This is a genomic window from Robbsia andropogonis (assembly GCF_000970345.1).
Lineage (GTDB): Bacteria > Pseudomonadota > Gammaproteobacteria > Burkholderiales > Burkholderiaceae > Robbsia > Robbsia andropogonis.
Genome location: NZ_LAQU01000016.1, coordinates 42,072 through 65,745, shown reverse-complemented (window position 1 = coordinate 65,745; position 23,674 = coordinate 42,072). Strand labels below are relative to the sequence as shown.

The following is a 23,674-nucleotide window of genomic DNA, read 5'->3' as shown; positions in this document are numbered from 1 at the left end:
GAGATGAATACCGATGCTTTGATTAGCCTGACGATGCAGGGTATGTTGCTCTGCCTCTACGTGACGCTTCCCGTCATCATCGTATCGGCGGTGTCCGGCTTACTGGTGTCATTCCTGCAAGCAATCACATCGCTGCAGGACCAGACGATCTCGCATAGCGTGAAGCTGATCGCAGTATGTGCCACCGTAGCCATGACGGCGGCGTGGGGCGGTGCATCGATTTTGCGCTTCGCGCAGCAACTGGTTACCGTGGCCATCCCATCATGAGTATCGATCGCACCGGACACCCGACCCATCAGCCTGTGGAGCGGGTGGCAGGGCTCACCGAAGAATCAGCGCACCAGGCACGTCGCCGACGCGCACATCGCACGAAAGCCCGAAGTTACCGGCATGTCGTATTTTCCCATGTCGACCATGACCCGGAGCCGCGTGCCGCGCGGCATGGTGAAATCATGCAACGAATGGCGGCAGCCGGCGTCGTACCCCGACGTGTCAATGGCAATCAAGGGCAAGGCAAGGGCGGTGGACACGGGAACGGACCCGACGACGACGGCCACGGCGTCCGCCAGGGCCCCCGCCGCGGTCGTGTCCGTCCGATCTCCGGCTATGGCGGGCAGTCGCGAAACGGATCGCCATCTCACGGCAATCGGCAAGGTGGAAAACAATCCAGAAACGGTGCGCACGACGACCGTCAAGGCCAAGGTCGCGGACAACAGTCGGGCAAGGGATCACACCAAGGCTCCAACGCCGGAGATGATCGTCAAGGCGGGCGCAAGCAGGACGACAACAGTCGCGTTTTACCGTTTTCTAGGCCTTCCCCGCTTTCGTCCGCCGATAACCGGCTGCCGCATAGCGGGACAGCCGTATTCAGGCAGGGCTCCTCCGCCGCACCCATATTGCCGTCCAGTTCAATCATGCAGTCGGTTGCCGCGCAATGGTCCGATCGTCCGCTCGAACTGAAAGGCCGAATGCGCGCCGCGTGGGTCGATCAACATCGCCTACTCGGCGAGCAAGCACGAGGCAATGCAGCCGCACGGACTACCCTACCGGCGTTGGCGCTGACCCGGGACGCATTGCAAGCGCGGCTGCGGCTGGGCAGCCAGGGTGCGTTTTACGAAAACGGAATTGCCGATGTCTATCGCGACTTGCAACAAAGATCGGCAAGCAAGCCAATCACCAGGCCAGTATCACCATCGACGTGGCACGGACAGCCTGGCGACACGCGACCGGCTGCTGCAACATTCACCGTCAATGCGCCCTCTCCGCTTGAAGGGGCCAGTGCTGCCGCGGCGCCCGGATGTGCAACATACCATGCGCTGTTACCGTTGCTTTTATTCAGTGGCGGCCGCGCATTGCCACCGTCATTGCTGCAACGGTCGTTGCGCCAGGTCAGCAACACGATGAGCGGCGTGGCATCGCGGCAAACGCCCGAACGGGTCTCCGCTCGCTTGCATGGAGATGAAAAGCAGCGGGAATGACGAGACGGTCAAAGGCTACTTCGTGAACAATGTAATTGCTTCGCATCAAGGTCTTGGAACACGATATCGACGCCGTACACTGCCTTCGTCAAAGCACAGTCATTTTAAATTCGTAGTCTTAACCAAATTGGAAGATCGGCATGAAGATCCTTCGCATTCTGACCGGCACCCACGCGGGCATCCAGGCGCGACTGACGCCAGGATCATATCGCGTCGGCAGATCGGACGATACCGATATCTGCATCACGGATTGGGACGACGACGAAGTGCTGATTTCGTTGCGCGACGATGGTGTCATCAGCGCCAAGCGGATTGACAACCGCCCTGCTGCGCTCGATGCACATCACGAAGCCGCGGCACCGCACGCCGATGACACGTACGGCGCGTTGGCCAACGCGCGCAGGCACGGCAGGGGATATGGCGAAGACGAATATTCCGACAATGCAATTCATGAAGACACCGTTGCCAATGACGCCGATGCGTTCGATCCGTCCGTCATTTTGATCCCGGACTTTGTCCCTTTCCCATTCGGAAACACCGCCTTGTGTTTCGGTGACGAAGATCAACCCTGGCCACCCGATATCCAATTGCTGGCCGGCATGTATACGAACAAATACAGTGCGAACGATGACGACGCGCCGGACGAACAATTAGGGTCCACGTCCGCACACAACGATGACCAAAACCATGCAGGCGGCACCGCCTGGTTGCAACCACCCACGCGCGCGCAGCACTGGTTGCGCAACGTCTGCACCGGCGCCATGGGTGCCGCAGTCATTGTGGTGTTGACTACGTTACTGTACGAGACGCTTCATCGGCCGCCTGCTTCCGCTGATACCGGCACGCCACTGGCGCAACGCGTGCAGAGTGCCCTGCTTGCAGCCCGCCTGGCAGGCCTGCACGTGCGGGCGCACGGGGAAAAAGCCGTGATTGTGGAAGGGATGGTTAGCACGGCGGGCGATGACATCACCGCACGCAACGTCTTCAAACAGTTCCCCGGCGCCGATATCGCCCGGCAGTACGACGTGGCGCAAACCGATATCGCCAACCTCTCGGAGTCGTTGGCAACGGACAGTTTGCGGGTTGGCTATATCGGCAACGGTGCGTTTGCTATTACCGGCAAGGTGCCGTCCATCTCGAAATTCCGTGACGACCTGAACCGCGTACAGGCGGACCTGGACGCAAACGTGACGCGGATCGACGTGGACGTCGGCGAGTTGCCCCCGACCACCGGCCTCAATGTGTATTCCGAGATGATTGTCATAGGCGACACACGATACGTGCAGACAGAAGACGGCGTAAAGCACCTGTTCACCGCGTCGAACGAACTTGAGACCCCCAATCCATCGCTGCGGGAGTCGTTCATTCCAGCGCGATCACGCATTGACTGACCCGTACGACAAACACCGCGCTACTGACAATACGTTCCCCGACCCCGGACATCGCCATCAACGCTGTCCACCCAAACAACGGAGCAAAGCATGTACGAAGAGATCGAAGCCGTACGCCATGAACTGAAGCAACTGCCCAGCGTTTTGACATCGATTGATGCACATCAACGAGTGAGCACCATCCGTGCCGCATTCGCGGCCACTGCGCAGCGGATAAGCGACAAGACCCACGAGGCCCGCAACGAAAGCGAGCGCGCGGACATGCAAACGCTGTACCGCGGCATGGTGGCGGCGCAGCGCATGGTGGAACGGATGGCCGACCTGGCGTACGGCGACACCCCGATGCACTGACGGCCTGTACCGCGCCTCGGGCAACGTTACGCATGATGTAGATGCATTCGCGCGGTAACGCGCAAACAAGACATCGGCAAAAAAGCCGGTGTAGACCAGAACGAGATGACTGCGTCATGACCCCTGAAATAGGGCATGCCATATCGTTCGCTTTTACTTCTTCACTTTCAAGGAGCATCACTATGTCATTCGGTTCCTCATCCGCAGCAGGTGCAACCGCCGGTATCTCCAGCGAACTGTCGACAATGATTCCGACCATGATGGCCGCGGCCAATGCACAGATCGAGATGTCGATGCTGGATTCCGTATTGAATGTCGCAAAAACCGGCGCGTCGGACACGGAGGACATGTCCAAAAAGGGCTGATACAGGCTGCTCGTGGGGTGCTTGGCTTGCCTGGCGCCTCGCGGTCTCGCCCTTGCCGGGAAACCAGGCGGGGAGGCTCCGGGCCAAGACCCGGCGCATCACCGCCGCGGTTTCCCATTTTTGAATTCGGCGTGTCGGGACGCGACTAGCCCGATCGGCGAGGTCTACATGAGCATCGAACTATTTGCCGACGTGGTCAAAGACGTCTGCGCCGTCGTCGATCTTCCCGATCCCGACTACGTGCTGGAAACGCGCACGTTGACAGTGGAGGGTTTTGACGTTCGCCTCGATCATTTCGAGAACGACCCGGAAGCAATGTATGTGAACTTTCACTACGGCACCGTCACAGCGGGCCGTACCCTGCTCGTGTTCCGGCTGTTGCTGGAAGCAAATCTTCTGATCTACGCACAGGACCAGGCACAACTGGGACTGGATACCGATACCGGCAGCATTGTGCTAATACTACGTCTGCCGTTGAGCGATGATGTCGATGGCACGGTTGTCGCTGATTTGTTCACGCACTATGCGGAGCACGGCCGTTATTGGCGATCCAACATCATCGAATCGAGCGACGAAATGTTTACCGGCCTGATCAACGGCGACTACACATGGTTGCGGGCATGACAAACCGATGCGGAGAGCCGGCGCTAACCTTGCCGTTGCGGCCTCAGCAACGTAACGCGCATGTAACCTTCGCCCGCCGGGTCCAACAGCACCAGAGTCTGTTTCTCAGGCACGACGCAGCGGATGACATGAATGACATTACCGGCTCGTAATTCGATCGCCAATCGCGCAGCCGACGCCGTTACGTCAGTCGTGCGCCGAGCCATCACAGACTGCACCACGGAGGCATTCGCACTCGGGGGAGCGGTGGAAACCACGCGCAGTGACACCGTATCAATCGGAGGTGCCAGCGATTGGCCATTGCCACGCGTTGACGTTGACGTTGACGTTGACGTTGACGTTGACGTTGACGTTGACGTTGACGTTGACGTTGACGTTGACGTTGACGTTGACGTTGACGTTGACGTTGACGTTGACGTTGACGTTGACGCCGGCATTATGCGTTCCAGCGCCGTCATGACACCATCCGAGGCAATCATCACATCGTCGAGCTGGATCGATGCGTGGCGCCGCGCCACCAGCATAGCGATCCGCGCGCGCAACGCACGGCGCTGATCGTCCGCACGAATCAGCCAATGCCTGCTCTGCGCGCCGGCCGCCGGATCGGCGATTCCCGGCAGCACCGCATCGGGCGGGTGTGGTACGTCATCGTTAGATGCATGCGCCTCATCGCGCAACGCGCTCGACGGATGGGCCACAGCGGCCATATCGTCGCCGTCATTTTTGGCGAGCGCTGTGGCCTCCGACGTACCGTCCTTTTCATCGCCGGATCGCATCAACGCATGCAACATGGACACCATGTCGTCATCGGCAACCCGCACAGATACGACATCGATGGTTACTGTTCCACCGGGGCGATCGAAAGTCTGGACGACAGCCTGATCCACGTCGAGCTTGTCCGCGCGGTCTCGGATCAGCACCGTATTGGTTTGCGGATCGGCTGCCAATGCCGGCAACGCCGGGGAGAATTCGATCACACCCTGCCGGGCCGCGTCAAAAGGAATCAACACCCGCCGTGCTTGACTGGCGACACCATCGATCGTCGTGCGATGACCATCAACCATGATCATGCGATCGGCCGCGGACCGATAGCGTAGCGTAATGGCGCGGACCGCCAGCGGCGGCATCGCGGCGCCTGCCCCTGTCCGGTCGATCGCACGCAGCTGCGCGGCCTGCTCCACCAAGCGCGCCGCATTCAGCACCAGGGCTTGATAGGCGGCAGGTCCCGTGATGCGAAGCAGTCTGTCGTCCGGCATCCTGTCCGCTTGTATCACCCTCGTCGCAACGGCGCGCGCATCGATCGGCCCATCTGAAAATGGATAACGCGCATCAAGACGCCCGGCACGACGCAACAGTGCGCGTACATCGCCGACATTGCCATAGTTGAGTCGCACCAGCAATGGGTGATCGTTGGCACGTGCGCCAATATGCAGCACAGCGCCATCGTCATACCAGGCAAGACCGTAATGGTCCGTCAACCAGTCGAGGAAGCGTTGCGGCGGCATGTCGAATCGGCCATCGACGAAACCGCGCAAGCCCGCGTCCTGATCGATGACCACATGCGTCAGTGCCGACAGGACGTCGAGCATTTCATGTAGCGGGGTATGCGCCGCGGTATAGCGAAACCGCGAGACCTGCCACGCCGGAGATCGATGTGGCAACCGTGCGCCGGTTTCGTCACCAAAGGAAGGCACCACCCATGCGGATACGAACGCCACGCTCAGCAGGGCAATATTCCAAGCCCGCACGGATCAATACGTTGGGACAGGCGTGGCCATGTCCGTCCATTGCGCATTGCGATGATTACGTCCCGCGAGCGTGGTGTCCAGGGACTTCCGCCGTGCAGGTTCGTCGCCGTCAGGCCTTCGATCCATTGCCGAGAGGTCCTTTATGCCGCCATCACCGCCCGCGCCGCCCGCCGCGTCGGCTGAGAAAGGTCGCTCGGGGAGATGCAGGCGATATCCCTTGGCATAGACCGACTGGATCGTCCAGTCGACGCCTATCTGCTTCAACGCCGCTCGCAAACGGCTGACGTACGTATCGACTGACCGGCTCTGCGCGCCGCCATCCCAGCCCCATACCACCGAGTGGATGTCCTGGCGTTGCACGGCTGTTCCCTGATGCTGTGCCAGATACCACAGCAGCTCGAACTCCTTCGTCCCGAGCGTATGGGTGTGCCCGCATCCGGAGATCGTCAAGTTGCTTTTGTCGAGCGAATAGTCACCAACGATCATCCGCCGTCCTTCGGTGCTTTGATTGGTGAAACGTCGCAGCAACGCGCGAATACGAGCCAGCAGAACAAGCTTGTCAAACGGCTTGACCAGAAAATCGTCGGCACCCGTGTCCAGGATGCGAGCGATGTCGTGCTCCGACGAATGCACCGTTTGGAAGATTACCGGCACCATCGACCTCGACCGGCCACGAATCCAGGCCAGCAGCTTGTCGCCGGGGATACCTGGAATGTCCCAATCCAGAATGATCAGGTCCGCCCAGTGATCCGAAAGGTGCGCGCGAGCATCCAGCCCATTTTCAAACGCCTCCACTTGGTAGCCCTCGCCTTTTAGCCAGGAAGTCAATAGCGAGCGCTGCACCAGATCATCTTCAACCAATAAAATCCGTGTCGACTTGCGCATCATATCCGTCAATCGATTCTGAGCCATGGGCTCGGTTGTCTACTTGCGACCGGCGCGCGCTTCCCGACGCGTGCAAGCGTCGCTCCGCCGATACACGGTGGCTCCCGCTATGCGAAACCGTCGGAACCGTCCGTGCAGCCTCGCTGGTCTGATGGCGTCCGCTGAACGGCCGCGCTTCGTTATGTGTATATCATCGATATCCGATCCGCAGGCTTCAGCTACCGCGACGCGCATCGCGGGCCTCAAGCCCGCTGATACGTGCCCGCGGCCCCGCCCCGCTCCCCTGCGTTCCAACCTGTGCCGCGGCCATTCGGGAGCGGGCCATGCGCCCGACCGCCAACGCCGGCAGCATTACTTCGAAGACCGTACCAACGCATCGGCCACTCCCGCTCCGCATCACCACGTCCACATCCGCGCTCGGCCGGGTATCGTCGTCCCATACCGGACGCGCGCATAGCTTGCCGCCATGCATCCGGACCACCTTTTCACTGAGTCGCAGACCCAGGCCTTGTCCCGTGCGCGTATGCCCCGCCATCGACTCGAAATCCGTCATCGGTACGTCCCGACAGGCGGCCAGGCCTGGCAAACCCCCGGCCTCGTCTTGAATCGTGACCACCACAGTGTTCTCGCGCGTGCTGACCGAGAGCGCCACCACCGCATTCCGGGGCGAGGCCTGGATCGCGTTGTCGACGAGATTTTGCAAAGCCCGTGAAACGAACACTTTCACACCGTGCATCCAGGCAGCGTGCCCGTCCGCCAGCCACACGCGCAGGGACACGCCGCGATACACGGCAGCCACGTTCCACTGCGGCACCAACGTCTTCAGCAACGCGCACAAATCGAAACGGGCGGCATCCCGATGCTGCCAGCCGCTGGCAACACAGTCGAAGACAAAATCATCACCAAGCGATAGCGCGAAACGGGCAAGTTCGCCGATCCGCTGCAACCCGCCACATTCGTCAAACGCCTGACGATCTTGGTCATGCAATTGCGTCAGCGCAAGTATGGCGTTCTGTGGCGAACGCAAATCGTGCGACATGAAACGCAACGATGCCATCCGCTCATCTAACGCGCGTCGCATATCAGTCGCATCGACAAGACTCATCGTCGTCAATCCCGCATCATAAGATGGCGCTGCACCATGCATACGCAATGGCGCTTCACGTACCCATAGCCACTGCGCGCCAACCGGCACCTCGAGTCCACGTGCAAGCACCTCCCCGATGGATTGGCGGTATGACCGATCCTGCAACGCCTCGGCTTGCACTGCATCGCCAGCCCGGTCACGCGGGGAGTTCGCGGCGTAAAAGTGACTGTCGGCGCCAACTTCACGGGCATTTATTTGACGGCGAATCGCTTCGGCCAGTGTTGGTAGCAAAGTGTCGATGGACAGCCCGGACGGTGCATCTTGTTGCAGCAAACGCAGCGCACCGGCGCTGGCGTAGACACAGCACCGCGCGCGGTCCAGTACGAGCGTGCCCCAGGGCTGGCTCTCCAAGACCGCTGCCAGGACGTCATCGCGCATTCCGCTTGCCAGCGGCTTGCCGATCATGATTCGGCTTCGCGCATTGCAATCACTGATCCTTTCACCAAGCCCTCAACGTTTTAACGGTTGATTCCCGGTTGGCCGATCTACCCTTTAACAAGTCAGATCCACCTCTTAACTAACCCTTGCCGCACATGCACAAAGCAAATAATTCCTAGGCTGTTTCATGACACAAAACCTCGCTAAAGCTTACCGCGTGCGGATCGTACGCAATGGATCATACAACGAACGTGGCCTATTTCAATTGTAGGGACATTACACGATCATCAGCTTATTGACACGCATTTCACATGTATCGGTAATTTTCTCCATACAACGCCGAAACGAGTGTTTTACTGACTGCAACAATCACTCTGCAGAAACGATAATGAGTCTTATTTATGATATTTCAATGAAACAAAAAGACGGTTCTGTAACATGATTCGCACGATCGTGCTAAATATGCATGGCATTGATTTTGTCGATGATTCAAGATCATGAAAGACTTCGGCGCGACCACAGCCATGATTGACAGCTTCTCGTAATGTTGCAATTCGGATTTGACGTCGCGGCTTCGGATCGCGTAAGTGAGGAGCAGATGCAATGTCCGTTAATACGGCATCGATCATCGCTCCCCGATAGGAATTCACCATGCAATTCGGTCTTTTTCTGACGATGCCTGCCGCCTCTCCCCGACCTGCCGGCGAGTCATACGCCCGTGCAATGGATATGGCGTGCAGCGCGGAGGCATTGGGCTTCAGTCACTTTTGGCTTGCCGAGCATCACTTCACCAATTACTCCCATTCGTCGCGGCCATTACTGCTTCTTGCCCATATCGCTGCGCGCACGCATCGTATCCGCCTGGGTCCGGCGATCGTTCCCGTGCCGCTTCACCATCCTTTGACCATAGCGGAAGAAATCGCGACCCTGGATGTACTGAGCCGTGGACGCGCCGAACTGGGTATCGGGATGGGGTACCAGCGTTATCAATATGAGCGCTTCCAGATCAACCGAACGACTAATGTACAGCGCGATGAGGAAGCCCAGGAACTATTGCTTACGGCGCTTCGCCGCCCATCCTTTTCATTTGCGGGCAATCATTTCACGACACCGCCAACCCATCTCGTGCCACAACCGATGCAGCGAACGATGCCGGTCTGGATGGTCGTGAATTCCAGCAAACGGCAGAGTATCGAAAGGGCTGTTGCGCATGGAGCGAATATGTTTACCGGTGTACTGGAGCCTATCTCGCGTCTGACCAATCCAAGGTTGGCCTATCCGGACCTCGCACCACGTCTGGTGGGCCTACGTATCGGAACTCAGAGACCGGTGTATGTCGCCGAAAACGAAGCGGATGCCGCCGACGCCATTGCACAGGCGCGCTGGAACGGACGCGCGACATGGCGCATGCGCTTCTGCCAGGGAGGCGTCGTCGATGGTCATGTGCCTGTTGAAGCAATTCCGGGTGAGCCGTCCGATGCGCAATTACGCGACGATCATCTAATCATCGGCAACACCGATGAATGTATCCATCAGTTGCGGCGCATCAGGGAAGGGCTAGGCTGCGATTATTTCAGCGCCAGCTTCTGGTTCGGCGATCTCTCGCACCCGCGTGTCCTGGCATCGATGCGGCGATTTGCACACGATGTCATGCCGGTGCTGCAACAAGACGCCGCGCGCGCCGTACCCACGACGCATCTCATTTGAGTTGACAGGAGCGATACAAGGACCCGCGTGCCGCGTGGGTATTACTTCTTCATTCAGACGGGAATGCGGAACGTTCTTACCTCGCACTAAAAATTAAGAATTACTCCGGTTTTGTCCCAGCCTTCAGAAGGCTCGGACCTCCGATGCGCTGATAGCACCTGCATACGGGCGCTAACGCGCCAAGGTGTCACGCGCGTTTGATTAAGCGACAATCGGAGTAAATCGATAGATAAGGTTAGATTCTGTTCAAGTTTTGTAACAATCATCTAAAATTCCTCTTGATGTCGCAAGCTCGTGAATAGCGCTTGCATACCTCTTTGCCCCAAATGTCATAACAATGTATAAACTACGGTAATTCTTGTGTTTCTATTTAATGCTTTACTTTATTCGAATATCGGCGCATCTTTCGCCTTGGGTGACAAGCGATGGATCTATTTCGCAAGTAACTTGCCCTGTCATCGATACGCTATTGCCAAATTACCGTCCACGTTGGAAGAGAAAAATCTTCTACTACCTGGCCGGATAATATGCGGTAACGCGCGATTGGTGCTTGTCGCCTGGATCGGGATGCTTCTCGCATATTTGTAACTCTCAAGCCAAACTTAAAAAATGAAAGCTGATAAGAAATTAGATCTGGCCGCGCTTTTGGAACAACGAGCAGCGCTGGATAAGGAAATCGAGACGCAACGCACGGTTGCACGCCACGACGCAGTGACGGAATGCCGCAAGCTGATCGCGTTATACGACCTCAAAGCCAATGAAGTGGGTCTAGGACCGAAAGTTGGTCGCCCCGCGCGCAGTGCAAATCGCCAACCCGTGGCACCGCGTTACCGCGATCCGGAAAGCGGCACGACGTGGTCCGGCCGTGGCAAACCACCGAAGTGGATTGTAGGCAAGGACCGCGAAGCATTCGCAATCTGATTGCTGATTGTCGCAATGGATCCCCGGCCCGATTTCCCAATAGATGGGATTATCGGGAAAATCTGAATATCTGTGGGTGTGTCGTATTTCGTATTACGAGAATATGACTCTAGAATAGACAGGGTACGTGTGCGGCAATTTTACCACGCGAATCAGACGTGCCTGCCCAATTGTCGTAGACTCACCTTGTCAAAATATCACCGGCATCAGCAGTCGGGGATCGCGAAAATCGTCAACTATTTGAATACGGATTTTCATCATAAACTGCAATCTGTTTTCAAATTTATAACTATTTTAACAATACAGCACCAGTCCCATTTCCGTCGCATCACATCGATACCGGGCGAGATTACGCTTGTGCTAACGAACCTGGTAATACTGCAGATTACTTATTTGCGAAAGGCAGACGCGAGACACGGTATAAAATATGGCCTCACGCCACTCGATGCTCGCCATAATGCCGCACCTTAGCTTACACATTGATGCTACCCCCTCACCCGTCTTTGTTCCGGGCGCCTCGCCGACCAACACATTGCTGCCGGACACCGCTTTCGCGGAGAGGAAGCAGCGCAGGCTACCTCTTTCGTTAGCGCAAGCCGATACGATGTTCAAACTGTCCATCATGTTGCTCGCCGCGGCGGCAATCACGTTTTCGACACCGATCTACGCGAAAAACAAGCCTGGAGATTGCCTGTATTTCGCCGACTTTCTTGTTACGCTGTCAGCAATGCGCGATGCGGGCAAGCCGCAGGCGGAAACGGTCGCCTACGCACGTGAGAAAGCAACAAAGGACCGCCTCGCAAAGTCAGTCGTCGATTTGTTTGGTGGAGAAGCCATCGGGATGTACTACACCAAACGGCAGTACGCCGGCACGGCACAACAAGTGCACGATCTCGCCTATAAGAACTGTATCAACAGCACGTTGCCATGATGACTTTTCGGGAAGTCGGAACACCTTGTAGCGCCACGGCCCACTGGCTTGCGTTACTGCACGCCAGCGGACGCTGTATGCGGTGGCTTGGGGTAGCAGGCACGGCGAACCTGGTCAATCACGAAACGGCTTTCCCGCGTAGCGATTTCTGGCAGCAATGCGTTACAGATCGATGACCTTCGGCGTCAGCAGGAAGAGCCGCTCCATATGGCTGTCTTCGTTGTCGTGATAGCGGAACAGGCCACCAATCACAGGAATCTTCGACAAGCCCGGCACCCCCGTACGATCACGTGTCATCTTGTCCACCTTATAGCCGGCGACCAACAGCGCCTCGCCTTCATTGATAAACGCGGATGTATTGATATTGCTGCTTGTGATCACGGGTATGTTGTCGACAGTCTGCCCGCTCAGTTGCCCATCCTGTATCGACACATCGAGCTTGATCTGTCGCTTGCCATCCTCATCGACCACCATCGGCAGCACTCGTAGCGAGACCCCCGTAGAGACGCTGTAAAGGTCCGCCGATGTGTAGCCCGACACCCTCACAAAGAATTGCGTCTGGTTTGCCATGTCGGCTTCGATGTCGTTCAGCGTGGCCACCTTCGGGCTCGCATCGATTTTCGCTTTGTTCGTCTCCGCCAATGCGGCCACGTTTGCCATCAGGTAGCGGCCCGCGCCGCCAATCACGGTTGTCAATGCCGCGCCCGCAGGCGCCGCCGCCGCGGTGGCGCCTCCCGCCAGCGTCGTCGTCCCGAAATTCTGCGACAACGTGCCATTGTAGGTGTTCTGTGCGGTCAGGCCATTACCAGTCTGGAGGTCGACATGGCCATTATGCGCCGTCCAATTGATGCCCAATTGATCGATGACCGAATCATCCACCTCAAAGATCTGTGCCTGGATTTCGACCAACTGGGGCTTTATATCCAGCCTTTCTATCAATGCCGGATACTGGTCCATGCGGTCCGGCGTATCGCGTATAAGCACCGAATTGGTCCGTTGGTCGGCAACGATCACCGGCAACGACTGGTCCTTCTGCCGCCCCCCGCCTTGCTGATTGTCGCCGCTGCTCGAAGGACTTTGTAATTGCGGTGATGCCTGCCCGCTCAGCCCTGCCAGAAGGCCCGGTTGCGAATTGCCGAATCCAGCCATCTGGCCCTGCACGCTGGACGGAATAGGCGGCGCGACACTATTGCTCCCCTGACCGCCGGGATAGCCATTGATATTATTCATCGGCGATACTTTCTTGACGTTCGTCATACTCGTTGCCGCTTTATTCGCCGAAGACGCACCCGCGTTGTTCTCATTCGGGTGATACATGCTGTTCAGCACCGTTGCCACACCTGGCAGATTGATCGTCGTACCATCGGCGTCCGTGGTGCGGTCCATCGCCCAGGCGTGATACAACGGAAAAACCTTGACCACCGTGCCGGCGCGATGCTCGGTATTGGAATCCAGGCGCTCGGCGATGTCGGATACCAGCTTCACGTAATTCGGAGGGCCGCTGACAATGGCAGCGCCCTGCGCGCTGTCATAGGTGATGCTGAAGCGCGGATCACTGACGTGCATCTCGCGAAGTGTTTCGCGCAAGTCCTCGGCGCTCGCATGGTCGAGACGAATCAGTTGGCTCTTCATCGCATCAGGTGTCACGACGTCGAGCACCTGCCCGTCGTAGTACCAGACGAAGCCAAATGTCGATGCAAGGGTATCGAGAAAGCGTTGCGGGGACATCTGGAATTTGCCGGTCACATTGCCGGAGACGCTTTGCGAAATATTTGCCGGAATGCCCTGACTGGCCGCAAAGTCATGCAATACGTCTTTGACGTCCTTCGCATCGGCAGTGTAATCGATCTGCGCCGACCGCCATTGCACTTGCGCGGCATCGACAGGCGCAACGCTCATGGCGAACAGTGCTACGGCACAGAGCAACAAGGTGACAAGTGATTTCATGGTATGCATCACGGAATGGTCGTTGAGCCAAGGAGAAGAGTTCCGAGATGCATCATTGCGGTCCGGCGAAATCCGGTCAACGCAAGCGAAAGACTGAGGTGGGGTTGCTTCCGATATCGCAACCGCGGTTCGCCAGACGCAGGCTTCATACGAAGCCATGCACGCGCACCCGCAGTCACCAGGGGTGCAGTCAAATGCGCCGATATACGCCTGCTTCAGTAATACGTATTCACGCTCCAGCCTGCGACGAGCGGAGAATTGGAAATGGGATTGCCCGCCGTATCGCAATAGCTGCTCGTCCAGGGGGTCGTGATGCCCGCATACGTCGCCCAGTTCGTCGTGACCTGAACCGTGTAGGTGCCGGCATTTTGCGCGGTATTCAGCGTGTTGTTGATACCGCCGGAGTCGTCCTTTAAGGTCGGCCCCATCGACTCGGTATGCGACAGTGTGTTACCCGAACTGTCGAACACGTCGAGCGACTGACTTTCTTGCGCATTATGTCCAGTACCCATCACGCCATTGCCTTCACAGACACCGTCATTCATGTGCGCCCATGAACTTGCCGATATCATGCCGGCCTTGTTCAGCGTGACGGTTTCCGTATGTATGGTCGTATAAGTGTTATTGGTCGTGTTTATCGTCCAGGCATTCGGCACCGTGGTGCAAGTGTAATCCGTCGCGCCTGGACTCGACATGATTGTCTCGCACCCCACGACGTTCAACGCCGGCAACACCTCGCTTTGCGTCTGCCACGTGCCATTTTGGCAAGATAGGACGCGGCCCTTGGCATCGGTGGATACGGGCGTGGTACTGGCTTGCGTGGCGGCGCACGCGGCACCGACCGTTTCCTGATTGCCCAACGCCAGAACACCGTTTTCATCAACCGCAAGTGCTTGCCAGGATGCACCGTTGAACGTGTAGGCACGACCGGTGGCCGTTGTCATTGCCACGTCACCGGTCTGTGGATTCGTCATCGCGGAGAGGTCCGTAGCATTGACGACAGGATCACGCCAATGCAGCAACGGGACCGGTTGCCATGTTCCGGCAACGCAGGACAATACGTGATTCTGATCGTCCGCTGCAATCGCACCGGTCGCGGCCGTGCACGCCGCGCCCAGCGTTTCCTTTGCCAGGATCAACGGCACTTGCATCGCATTAGCCGTAGGATCGCCTGGCACGGCAACGCGATACAGAAAGTCGGCGTCCTGCGCATTCGTAGCGTTCGTGGTCACCTCGTTGACCAAATGTCCCACGCCGGTCACCGTTCCAGAACAGGACTTGCCGGACGGGTTCGGTGTCGCGACGCTCCATGTTCCGAACGCACCCAACGCGGCCCCCGACGCGTTGTTCGTCGCAGGAATAGAGCCCCCTCCCTGCCCGGCGTTGCCGGCGATATAACCGAGCGCATCGTCCGATATCGACACCCCCCCTTCGGTCACGAGCAATCCCTGCAGCATCGTATGCGCCGCGTTCGCATAGACCAGTAGGCAAGGCGTTTGCCCGTAGGCATTACGTGTACCGATGCCGTCGGGAAGATAGGTCGACAGCGCGTAGCTGGGATTTGTCGCCGTGGTCAGGCCGATGACGACCGGTGTCGTCGCGGTGGCACTGTCCAGCAATGCCGATGCGTTGTTTGCAACGACCTTCGCCGCGGCAGTCGCCAGGGCGGCCTGATAAGACGCCGTCTGCTGGCCTTTTGCGTCTTGCAGCGATGTATTGATCATCGACGCCACCCCTGCCAGCAAAAGCCCGAGAATAGCCAGTGCCGCCAGCAATTCCACCAGCGCGAAACCAGATGTAGGCGTGCGCGTGCGCACGCTCGACAGTGCAGTCACACCGTAAGCTTGCGCCATCCATACAGGTGTGCCGTCGGGGACCACGGCGGCAATCGCGGTGGGCAACGCAATAGCGGGATTGCCAGGCGAGACAATATGACCCGATGCGGCAACACCCGCCAACGCGGAACCGGATGACAAGCGTTCGATTCCGGCAATGGCGGGGGCGGCATCGGTCTTCGTCGTGTAGATCACGACAACACTACCATTGGCGTCGCCATTGTTTGGCGCAATATAGTTCTGCCATCGGTCATCCGCCGTCGCGCCAGGCGTGACGGCTTGCAATTGTGCGTCGGTCGCCGATCCTGAAAAAGCAGTCTGAGTGCGTGCGAACGCAACCACTGCGGCGCGATAGGCCGCCATGCTGCCCGCAAGCGTTTGCTCGTTCATTTGCGGCGGCACTGCCATGTCACGCTGATCCACCAGTGCATAAGCGCCGCCTATCGTCAGCAAGGCAACCAGAATCCAGAGTGCGAGCATAGGATGGACGGACGTGTGCGGTCAGATGGAAACCCACGTAATCGAATTCTCGGTCGTGCAGTCGGATGCAGCGACCGACGGCGATACCGGAAATGTACTTATCGTCTCGGAATTGACCGTGATGGACGACCAACTCCCGCCTGATGTCAACGCGTTGATGCAGACATCCTGCGGAACCTGTGTGTAAATGATATTGAAGCCATTGTTTGAAGATGCAGCGGTCAATTCCACCGTGCCACCCCACGCATTGGAGACCGTCGTGGCCGATGAATCGGTACCGGACGTGGTGGTGGTCAACGTCGAAGGCAATCCCCCCGCGCTGGCGAGGACACCGATACTGATGCCGCTGTAACCGGCTCCCTGACCCATGTAGAGTTTCTTGACACCTGACTGAATCGCATTCACCTGCTCGCTCAGACCATTGGCGCTCGCGCTGCTGAATGAGCTGCGCAACAATGCAATCGCTCCGATCACGACAATGGCCGCCACCCCGAGATACGCGACCGCTTCCAGCAGCGACGCGCCGCGCTGGCGTACACGATAACTCGCCCGGTGCTGCATTACTCGGTTCAACAAGGTTTTCTGGATATGTTCGCTCATCATCAACCTCTATATGCTTGAAAGACCCACTGCGTGGGCGTGTCATAAACGCCGTGGCGGACGGCGCTAACGCATCGTGCGCGTCATTGCCGCAATCTCATGCTGTATCCCGAAAAAACCGGTGACCAGCACACCAAGGAGGATCGCGAGGATCAAAATGGCCGCGCCGTTGAAGACGCGCATTTGAACGCCAACGCGCTCGACGCCTGCCTCCATCCACTCATCGGCAATCGTCTTCAATGCATCGGCAAAACCGTTGTATTCGGCATAGATACAGAGGTCGTCCACGATTTCGCGCGACGGAAAGTGGTAACCGGTATTTTTCATCGCCTCGCCGACGTTGAGGCCGGACTTGACGCCGAACAGCATGTCGTCGATCCGTTGCGCGAGCCAGGGCTTGGCGTGCTCCGTCAAGCGCAGCAAAGACTTCTCCACGGTGAAACCGGCGGTCTGCAGTGAGGCGAATGCGGTCAGGAAACTCGTTCCCACCATCATTCGGTATATCGAAAACGGTGGAATGTTATCCAATAGGTTCCGAAACCGGCCGCGCCAACGCGGCAACGCATACACAAGCCCAGCCGCGAGAAAGCTGGCAAGAAGCAAACACCATATCAACCAGATTCGTACGAAGTGGGACATCAGGTACAACCACCGCGCGCTCCCGTGCCATTGATCGGGCGGCGCAATCATCCCAAATTGCGGGATGACATACAGCCCAAACAAATAGAGATAGGCTACCGTCATCGCCAGCAATGCAAGCGGATAGGCCAGCCCGGCCAGAATCGCGTTGCGAATCTTTCTGCCAGATGCCACCACCGACGTCACCGCTCGCAACGCCACTTCCACGCGACCCGACTGCTCCCCCGCCATGATGATCATCTGCTCCTGCTGCGGCACCCAATCCGCCATGCCTTCATGCAGGGCCCCCCCGTTCTGCACCGTCCGCCGCCACTCACCCAGCAAGATCGCTTCCGGCTCATTAGGCTTGCGGCCGCGATCCGACGCACGCATCTCCAATTCCTCTAGTACCTTGAGAAGCGGCAAACCGTTTACAAGCATCTTTTCAATCTTGCGATACAAGCGCAATCGCACTTCCGCGGTGGTCTGAAACCGAGCCCAAAGGCGGTGGATGTCAATAGCCATGCTCGGCCCCGAACTCGGACTGCTCCTCGGACCGCGCGCCGCGCAACGAGCTCAGCGCGACAATGTCACCACCATGCGACGGCGATGCATGCCTATCTGAATCGTCTGCCCCGTCTGCCGCGTCGACGCCGTTCGCAACAGCGAGTGCCCGCATGCGTACCGGCAGCCGGCGCGCCGCCAGCGGACCGACAATACGCTCCGCCATCCGCGGGTCCACCAGGCCCTCGGCGACCTTGCATACGGCATGCTCAGCCAAGGTCTGTCCGCCTAACGTCGAAAGCCAGTAATCTTGCGCGGCGGTTTTGTCACCGCCGCGCAGCAGTGCAAAAAATCGCGCATCGGTACGAATGACCTCGGCCACCACGGTGCGGCCAACCGTGCCGCGACCACTGCAGTGATCACAACCAGGTCCTTGCAGATGCACTGCATCGAATGAGGTTCCCGCGACACGGCGCACACGCGCCACCAACGCATCGTCCACGGACGCGGCGGCACGCGACAGATTGATACGGCAATGCGGGCACAGCAACTTGACCAGGCGCTGACTGATCAAACCCGTCACAACCGATTCATCGGTGATCATCGCCAGTGGTAGCCCCAGATCGACAAGACGATCGATGATCGCCAGTGCCCCGTTCGCATGCACGGTAGTCCATACCTGATGCCCTGTCATCGATGCACGCAGCGCACTGCGCGCCGATGCGCCATCGCGCACCTCGCCGATCATGATCGTGTCCGGGTCGAGCCGCATTGCATTCGAAATTGCAGCGGAGAAGGCGAGCGTTCGCGCTTCTTCCGTGATCGCATTCGTCACCGGCGTCTGCACCGCACCGGCGATGGGATACTCCACCGGGTCCTCCACCGTGATCACATGGGTGCTGCCCTTGTACTCCGCGATCTGACTCAACAACACCCGCTGCAAAGTCGTGGATTTTCCGGAGCCGGTCGGGCCACTGATGATGTTCATGCCGTGCGGCATATGTTTGACATCTTCAATCAATTCGGCCTGCGCCCCTGAAAAACCAAGATGCCGCAGATCCATGGTGTCGCCCGCATCGTTGTAGAGCAGGCGCAGCACCATCAGGTTGCCGATACTGGTGGGGGCCGTCGCGATCCGTACGCCGAACAACGCGTCAGGCAGCTTATCGCGGTCGCTGATGCTGGCATCCTGACGTTCACTGGGCTTATAGGTGTTATCTGATACTGTTGCCATCGCGGAGTAAAGCGTGGCCAACAACCGGTTACCGTATTCACGGGTCTGCTCACTGACCCGCACCAGTTCGTTATGAATGCGGAACAGCACTTCCGTACTGAATTGCTTGACGCGGATATGAATGTCCGAGGCACGTTCCCTGCAAGCCTGGCCGATCAGTTCTTTCGCCGCCATCTGCATGGCGGTATGATCGATGCGTTCTCCGGTTCCATCGCGACGCAACCCCTCGTACGCGCGCCGGATCTCGTCAAGGCCGACGGCCTCGCAACGATACACGTGTTGCAAGCGATCCAGCCGCGCACGATACGACAGCACGTAATGACTCATTTCGTGCCCTTCAGCCACCAATAGGCGACCATCGTCGAGCAGGCACAATAGCTTGCGTTCTTCGTTGCTTGCCGCCCAGGCGCCCTCACCGGACAATGGATGAGCCGCGCCCGGCAAGGCAACATCGGCGGATTGAAACTTGCTGCCGGATTCTTCCTTTGGGTTCGACGGATACGACATCGGCATCACCCTGGCATCAGTAGGAAAAGCAAAGTTGAGACGGGCAACCGCCTGCAAAAAAGCGCCGCCACGAAAGACGAATCGGCATGCAGGCAGCGATCAAATCAAAACATCCATCAGTGTGTCGGCAAGCCGGGTACCAGGTTACCGCGCATATCGCGCACGGCACCGGCATCGGAAGGGGGCACGCCGTTCAGACCCACCATTGTGTCCGGTGACGACGACATCACGAGCGAGATCAAACGCCCATCCGCACGTCGGATAGTGACCGTCGATGGCGAAATGTTCGCAACGCGCAAACGTCCAGGCAACATGTCGCCTGGCGTGACATCGAACTGCCGCCCATTGGCAGACTGCATGGTGGCGGTGTAGCGGCGACCCAATCCTTCGATCGCCACGACCGACAAACCAGCGATTATCGCGCTGTCACGGGTACCATTCGCCGCGGCATCGCTACCGCCCATATCCGATGCGAGCCCCGCCTGCGAGGCCGCGTCGATCTTGGCGATCTCGGCACGGCGCTGCGCGATTTTCTGTTGCACATCAAGCTTTTTCAATTCAGCATTCAGCAACATGGTCTGCTCCTCAAGCGCGGTCATGCGGCGCGCCGCATCAGGCGTCCATGCCGCGTTCATCTGCTGCAGTTGCACGGCATCCCCGGACGACAGCGCCTCCTGTCCACCAGAAGGCAGCGTGCCGACGGCATGCCCCGCATCAGCCACCGTTGCGTTATCCACGACACCGGCATCGTGCGGCGCCAGGCGCCTTGGCCCCGACGCGGCGAGCGGCGCCGCGCTCGCTACCGGCGTCGGACTTGCCGCTACCGCATCCGCAACACCCCACCACAATGGCATCGATGCCAGCAGCATCCAGGCCCACGTACGTACAGTCGATCGCCTTGCCGCAGCGCGGCCCACGACGCCCCATCTCGATCGCTCACTTCGCATACAGCACTCCGTCCGCGGTCCACATCGCCGCTCGATACGTCAGTTTTTCGATTCGTACACCGGGCTCCACGAGCAAGGTGGCAAAAGTAGTAGGCGACATCCCGTCCAACGCCACGTGCCAGGTCCAGCGATGCCAAGGCGGCGGGGCCGTCATCCCCGGTCCGCGCGCGGCGACAGCAGGCAAAACAGGCGGACTCTGACGTACCACCTCAGGCGTCAACGCCAATTGCAGACCCAGGGTCTGGAAGCGGCTCAACAGACGTGCCGTGACCTGCTTTGCTTCAAGCAACTCGGTGTCCAGCGCCACTCCCGCACTGGCGCCCTCGATTGATCGCGCAAACGGCAGCGCGCCGCTAAACGTGGCCTTTTCGCCCGTCAAATCCAATTGCGCCTGAGGCACAGTCTGCAACAGCAACGCGATATTGGCTTCGCCACGCGACCAGACATAGGTGTAGGCCGTTCCCTGGCAATCAAAGCGATCCAATGCCCATCCGCCTGGCGCCACATTCCCGTAGGCAGCAAAGCACGCCTGCGCGAAGCGCGCCGGGCGGGGCTGGCTCAGCCAGGGTTGCCCCGGATCGGCCTGTCCCTGTGCAATACGCATCCGAGCCGCGGCAAAGGCGCGCGCCTGCGCCAGTTCGCGCTCGCGTTTTACATGCTGCATCCATAGAAGCACGCCCACCACGACACAGGCCAATGCGCCAACGATTAACGCAAGCATCAACGGCGACAGGCGTCGCTTGACCAATCGCAGCCGCGCATTCGATGGCACCGATACCCGACCACGGCGTCGTCCCAACACGTCATCGATCGTGCGGGGATAGAAGTTGTGAAAACCCAGCGACTCGATCTCTCCGTCGCCAATCACCACGTTCCACCCCCCTAATCCGTAATCGGAGGTCAGTCGGTCAAAGACGTCTTCCGCCGTACCGACCATCTCGCCATTAGGTAGAAACGTACCATCGCGCACGGCAAAATAGGCCCAGCGACCATCCGGCAACTTGAACGCCCCTAGCCAACTGGCGGCCGGTTGCTGGCGCCCTTCGTAAAACGCCCCCTCTTGCGCGATGGTTTTTGAGACAATTACGCCGAGCGAGGGCAATCCTGACTGAATGCCTGCGCCACCGTTGGCGAATCCTACTGCGGCAACGCCACGATCCAGGCGTAACACCATCAGGTCGAAGCTCAACTTCTGCGCGAGTTCGACCGCCTCCTTACGCAGCTCGTGCCGTCGCGACAGCGACTGCCAGAACAATCCGCAGACAAATCGTTGCCGCTGAATCTGGACAATCTGAATAGCCATAGATCAAGCGCCGTTCATCGTCACCGGCGTGATCAAAATCACGATCACTTCGCGGCTGCGCGACGCATCGTAGCCGCCACCCAGCGCATAGTTCTCCGGCCGTCCCACCCCCTGACGCGTCAGATTGTCATCAGTTCCTTCGTAACCGCTCAGCACCAGGGTCTCGCCGGATTTCATCGAGACACGTTGCAAGAAGTTACGCGTAGCCACCTCGGGCGTTTGAATCTGCTCGTTACCACTCGATACGGTGGTCAATGACGACAGAGAAGAAATATTGGTATAGAACTGCATCAACACGGTGCCATCATCGAGTACATGCGGCAACAATGTCATGTTGAACCCGGTCGTCACGGTCCCGGGCGTCAATGACGTCTGCGTGCCCACATTCAATGTGGCGGTTGTGGAAACCGATGCGAGATAGCCCTGCTGCGTAGCGACCTGAACAGGCACTGGCTGGTTATTCAATGTGGTGATGGATGCGGATGTCTTGCGCCGCACCTTTCCCTGCTGCGACAACGCAGAAATCATTGAAGCGGTACCCGATGCACGGCTGCGCGGTGAAATCACGTTTGCCGACAGCGACACGGGATTCGATACCGTTGACGCGAAACCGCCACTGAGGCTGAAAGCGCTGCCAAGGGCCTGGTATACCGCATTCCAATTGATCCCGTAGTTATCCTCCGATGACAAGGTAACGGACAACACGGTGACGTTGATCAGCACCTGTTTCGACAGCGACTGATTCGCCTCGTCCATGAACGAACCCACACGGGCCAGCACGTCCGGGGTGTCCGTTACCGTAATCGTGCCGGTTGCCGGCGACGTCACCACCGTGCCGCGGCGCGACAACATGGCTTGAATCGATGCTCGCAGACTGGAATAGACCGACAACGTCGAATTCACGACGGTATTTGCGGTGTTGTTCGATGTGACGCTCGACTGACCATTGCCATTGCCGCCGCTTCCCGACGTCATTGCGCCGCCACTGCCATAGCCGCCCGATCCACTATTGCCGCCAGCGCCGTTGCCACCTCCCGAATCACTGCTCGCACCGCTCATGACATTTGCATTGATCGAGGCATCGCCGGGTATCGCATCCACCTGAAACGTACGCGTGTCAGTGAGGTAAAAAACCACCGCACCATCAGCATATTTCCAAGACAAACCGAAGCGCGTGGCCGCCGCATCGAGCAAACCTTGGAGATCGCCATGCCGGTAAGCGATATGCACTGTACCGCCATAGCCGTAAGCGTCGTTGCCCGGTGCGCTGCTCGATAGCGCACCGGTATCGCCACCCATGCCGGGTGGCAGCGGCGGAAGCTTTGCCCCCTGTACAGGCACGCCGGCATTTGCCCGCGCGCCGCCATCGCTCCCTTGTAGCGCGCTTGGCGCGACACGGGTCGGCAAGTGCGTCAATTGCGAGATGCGTTGCGCGAATTGCTGCACGGAGGCGACGTCGCGATCGAACGTAACCGGTTCCGAGAAGATCGGCGGCAGGGACTCGGTCCGCTGCAACTTGATCGGCTTACCCGAAAGCCACAACCCCTGGCGGACAACCACGCCGTCCGGCGATGTACCAGGATGGACGTCACCATGTCGTGCGGCCTCAAGCATCCCTTCCGATTGCGCATGATCAGCGTCCACGTCGTTGCTCAAACGTTGTTGTAAGCCGGTGCACCCCACCAACGCACCCGACAAAACGAACGAGACGCATGCCATGCGAGCCATGGACAGCGCATAGCGCGGTGAGCCTGGACGAAAGCGCCGATGCGC

The 23,674-nt window shown here is 58.7% G+C and carries 19 protein-coding genes and 1 pseudogene; 9 read left to right on the top strand and 11 right to left on the bottom strand.

The window, feature by feature from the left end:
- Positions 1–3: 3 nt before the first annotated feature.
- From sctS to WM40_RS15580, 6 genes are all read left to right on the top strand, one after another.
- Entirely contained in the window at positions 4–267 is a 264-nt protein-coding gene (gene sctS / locus WM40_RS15605) for a type III secretion system export apparatus subunit SctS (RefSeq protein WP_024905060.1), read from the top strand.
- Positions 264–1,478, top strand: coding sequence for a hypothetical protein (locus tag WM40_RS15600; RefSeq protein WP_046153314.1), 1,215 nt, complete (start codon positions 264–266; stop codon positions 1,476–1,478). The genes sctS and WM40_RS15600 overlap by 4 nt, the downstream gene beginning before the upstream one ends.
- 140 nt (positions 1,479–1,618) lie before the next feature.
- The gene (locus WM40_RS15595) at positions 1,619–2,869 is read left to right on the top strand and encodes an FHA domain-containing protein (protein WP_024905057.1); all 1,251 of its coding nucleotides are present in this window, start codon (positions 1,619–1,621) and stop codon (positions 2,867–2,869) included.
- Positions 2,870–2,959: 90 nt separating this feature from the next.
- Positions 2,960–3,220, top strand: a complete 261-nt coding sequence (locus WM40_RS15590; RefSeq protein WP_024905056.1) for a hypothetical protein — start codon at positions 2,960–2,962, stop codon at positions 3,218–3,220.
- Positions 3,221–3,402: 182 nt separating this feature from the next.
- The gene (locus WM40_RS15585; RefSeq protein ID WP_024905055.1) at positions 3,403–3,585 is read left to right on the top strand and encodes a hypothetical protein; all 183 of its coding nucleotides are present in this window, start codon (positions 3,403–3,405) and stop codon (positions 3,583–3,585) included.
- A 168-nt stretch (positions 3,586–3,753) separates the two neighbouring features.
- Positions 3,754–4,209 (top strand): CesT family type III secretion system chaperone, encoded by a 456-nt coding sequence (locus WM40_RS15580; protein ID WP_024905054.1) that lies wholly within the window; start codon positions 3,754–3,756, stop codon positions 4,207–4,209.
- 23 nt (positions 4,210–4,232) lie between these two features.
- On the opposite strand, the gene WM40_RS30185 is transcribed toward WM40_RS15580, so the two are convergent.
- The 3 genes and pseudogenes from WM40_RS30185 to WM40_RS15565 form a co-directional block, all read right to left on the bottom strand.
- Complete coding sequence (locus WM40_RS30185; RefSeq protein ID WP_046153313.1) at positions 4,233–5,957, bottom strand: hypothetical protein; 1,725 nt, start codon at positions 5,955–5,957, stop codon at positions 4,233–4,235.
- A gap of 168 nt (positions 5,958–6,125) precedes the next feature.
- Positions 6,126–6,869, bottom strand: a pseudogene (locus tag WM40_RS15570) (response regulator transcription factor); the annotation flags it as partial.
- A gap of 187 nt (positions 6,870–7,056) precedes the next feature.
- Positions 7,057–8,394, bottom strand: a complete 1,338-nt coding sequence (locus tag WM40_RS15565) for a sensor histidine kinase (RefSeq protein WP_052738355.1) — start codon at positions 8,392–8,394, stop codon at positions 7,057–7,059.
- 624 nt (positions 8,395–9,018) lie between these two features.
- Between WM40_RS15565 and WM40_RS27975 the strand changes: the two genes are divergently transcribed.
- From WM40_RS27975 to WM40_RS15545, 3 genes are all read left to right on the top strand, one after another.
- Positions 9,019–10,074, top strand: a complete 1,056-nt coding sequence (locus WM40_RS27975) for an LLM class flavin-dependent oxidoreductase (protein WP_024905049.1) — start codon at positions 9,019–9,021, stop codon at positions 10,072–10,074.
- Between the two features lie 609 nt (positions 10,075–10,683).
- Positions 10,684–10,995 (top strand): H-NS histone family protein, encoded by a 312-nt coding sequence (locus WM40_RS15550; RefSeq protein WP_024905048.1) that lies wholly within the window; start codon positions 10,684–10,686, stop codon positions 10,993–10,995.
- A gap of 604 nt (positions 10,996–11,599) precedes the next feature.
- The gene (locus WM40_RS15545) at positions 11,600–11,926 is read left to right on the top strand and encodes a hypothetical protein (protein ID WP_024905047.1); all 327 of its coding nucleotides are present in this window, start codon (positions 11,600–11,602) and stop codon (positions 11,924–11,926) included.
- Positions 11,927–12,088: 162 nt separating this feature from the next.
- Here the strand turns inward: WM40_RS15545 and sctC are convergent, their stop codons facing one another.
- The 8 genes from sctC to pilN all read right to left on the bottom strand — a co-directional run bounded on the left by sctC (position 12,089) and on the right by pilN (position 23,629).
- Positions 12,089–13,882 carry a type III secretion system outer membrane ring subunit SctC gene (gene sctC / locus WM40_RS15540; RefSeq protein ID WP_046153344.1) on the bottom strand — a complete coding sequence of 598 codons (1,794 nt, stop codon included), beginning with the start codon at positions 13,880–13,882 and terminating at the stop codon, positions 12,089–12,091.
- A 206-nt stretch (positions 13,883–14,088) separates the two neighbouring features.
- Positions 14,089–16,188 (bottom strand): type IV pilus biogenesis protein PilM, encoded by a 2,100-nt coding sequence (gene pilM, locus WM40_RS15535; RefSeq protein ID WP_024905044.1) that lies wholly within the window; start codon positions 16,186–16,188, stop codon positions 14,089–14,091.
- Positions 16,189–16,209: 21 nt separating this feature from the next.
- Positions 16,210–16,788: a type 4 pilus major pilin gene (locus tag WM40_RS15530; RefSeq protein ID WP_024905043.1), complete on the bottom strand. Its 579-nt coding sequence runs from the start codon at positions 16,786–16,788 to the stop codon at positions 16,210–16,212.
- A gap of 66 nt (positions 16,789–16,854) precedes the next feature.
- Entirely contained in the window at positions 16,855–17,931 is a 1,077-nt protein-coding gene (locus WM40_RS15525) for a type II secretion system F family protein (protein ID WP_046153312.1), read from the bottom strand.
- Positions 17,921–19,651, bottom strand: a complete 1,731-nt coding sequence (locus WM40_RS15520; RefSeq protein ID WP_236693546.1) for a GspE/PulE family protein — start codon at positions 19,649–19,651, stop codon at positions 17,921–17,923. Before WM40_RS15520 ends, WM40_RS15525 begins: the two co-directional genes overlap by 11 nt.
- Positions 19,652–19,767: 116 nt before the next feature.
- Complete coding sequence (gene pilP, locus WM40_RS15515) at positions 19,768–20,598, bottom strand: type IV pilus biogenesis protein PilP (protein WP_081765117.1); 831 nt, start codon at positions 20,596–20,598, stop codon at positions 19,768–19,770.
- Positions 20,588–21,901, bottom strand: coding sequence for a type 4b pilus protein PilO2 (gene pilO2, locus WM40_RS15510; RefSeq protein ID WP_024905039.1), 1,314 nt, complete (start codon positions 21,899–21,901; stop codon positions 20,588–20,590). Before pilO2 ends, pilP begins: the two co-directional genes overlap by 11 nt.
- Before the next feature lie 3 nt (positions 21,902–21,904).
- Complete coding sequence (gene pilN / locus WM40_RS15505; protein ID WP_046153340.1) at positions 21,905–23,629, bottom strand: PilN family type IVB pilus formation outer membrane protein; 1,725 nt, start codon at positions 23,627–23,629, stop codon at positions 21,905–21,907.
- Between the last annotated feature and the right edge of the window lie 45 nt (positions 23,630–23,674).

Coding starts and splice junctions, on each gene's coding strand:
- WM40_RS15565 (WP_052738355.1), bottom strand. CDS start 8,394: ATGATCGGCAAGCCGCTGGCAAGCGGAATGCGCGATGACGTCCTGGCA.
- WM40_RS15550 (WP_024905048.1), top strand. CDS start 10,684: ATGAAAGCTGATAAGAAATTAGATCTGGCCGCGCTTTTGGAACAACGA.
- WM40_RS15590 (WP_024905056.1), top strand. CDS start 2,960: ATGTACGAAGAGATCGAAGCCGTACGCCATGAACTGAAGCAACTGCCC.
- pilM (WP_024905044.1), bottom strand. CDS start 16,188: ATGCTCGCACTCTGGATTCTGGTTGCCTTGCTGACGATAGGCGGCGCT.
- WM40_RS15580 (WP_024905054.1), top strand. CDS start 3,754: ATGAGCATCGAACTATTTGCCGACGTGGTCAAAGACGTCTGCGCCGTC.
- sctC (WP_046153344.1), bottom strand. CDS start 13,882: ATGCATACCATGAAATCACTTGTCACCTTGTTGCTCTGTGCCGTAGCA.
- WM40_RS15520 (WP_236693546.1), bottom strand. CDS start 19,651: ATGTCGTATCCGTCGAACCCAAAGGAAGAATCCGGCAGCAAGTTTCAA.
- WM40_RS27975 (WP_024905049.1), top strand. CDS start 9,019: ATGCAATTCGGTCTTTTTCTGACGATGCCTGCCGCCTCTCCCCGACCT.
- pilO2 (WP_024905039.1), bottom strand. CDS start 21,901: ATGGCTATTCAGATTGTCCAGATTCAGCGGCAACGATTTGTCTGCGGA.
- WM40_RS15600 (WP_046153314.1), top strand. CDS start 264: ATGAGTATCGATCGCACCGGACACCCGACCCATCAGCCTGTGGAGCGG.
- pilP (WP_081765117.1), bottom strand. CDS start 20,598: ATGCGAAGTGAGCGATCGAGATGGGGCGTCGTGGGCCGCGCTGCGGCA.
- WM40_RS15525 (WP_046153312.1), bottom strand. CDS start 17,931: ATGGCTATTGACATCCACCGCCTTTGGGCTCGGTTTCAGACCACCGCG.
- WM40_RS15545 (WP_024905047.1), top strand. CDS start 11,600: ATGTTCAAACTGTCCATCATGTTGCTCGCCGCGGCGGCAATCACGTTT.
- WM40_RS15530 (WP_024905043.1), bottom strand. CDS start 16,788: ATGAGCGAACATATCCAGAAAACCTTGTTGAACCGAGTAATGCAGCAC.
- pilN (WP_046153340.1), bottom strand. CDS start 23,629: ATGGCTCGCATGGCATGCGTCTCGTTCGTTTTGTCGGGTGCGTTGGTG.
- WM40_RS15585 (WP_024905055.1), top strand. CDS start 3,403: ATGTCATTCGGTTCCTCATCCGCAGCAGGTGCAACCGCCGGTATCTCC.
- WM40_RS15595 (WP_024905057.1), top strand. CDS start 1,619: ATGAAGATCCTTCGCATTCTGACCGGCACCCACGCGGGCATCCAGGCG.
- sctS (WP_024905060.1), top strand. CDS start 4: ATGAATACCGATGCTTTGATTAGCCTGACGATGCAGGGTATGTTGCTC.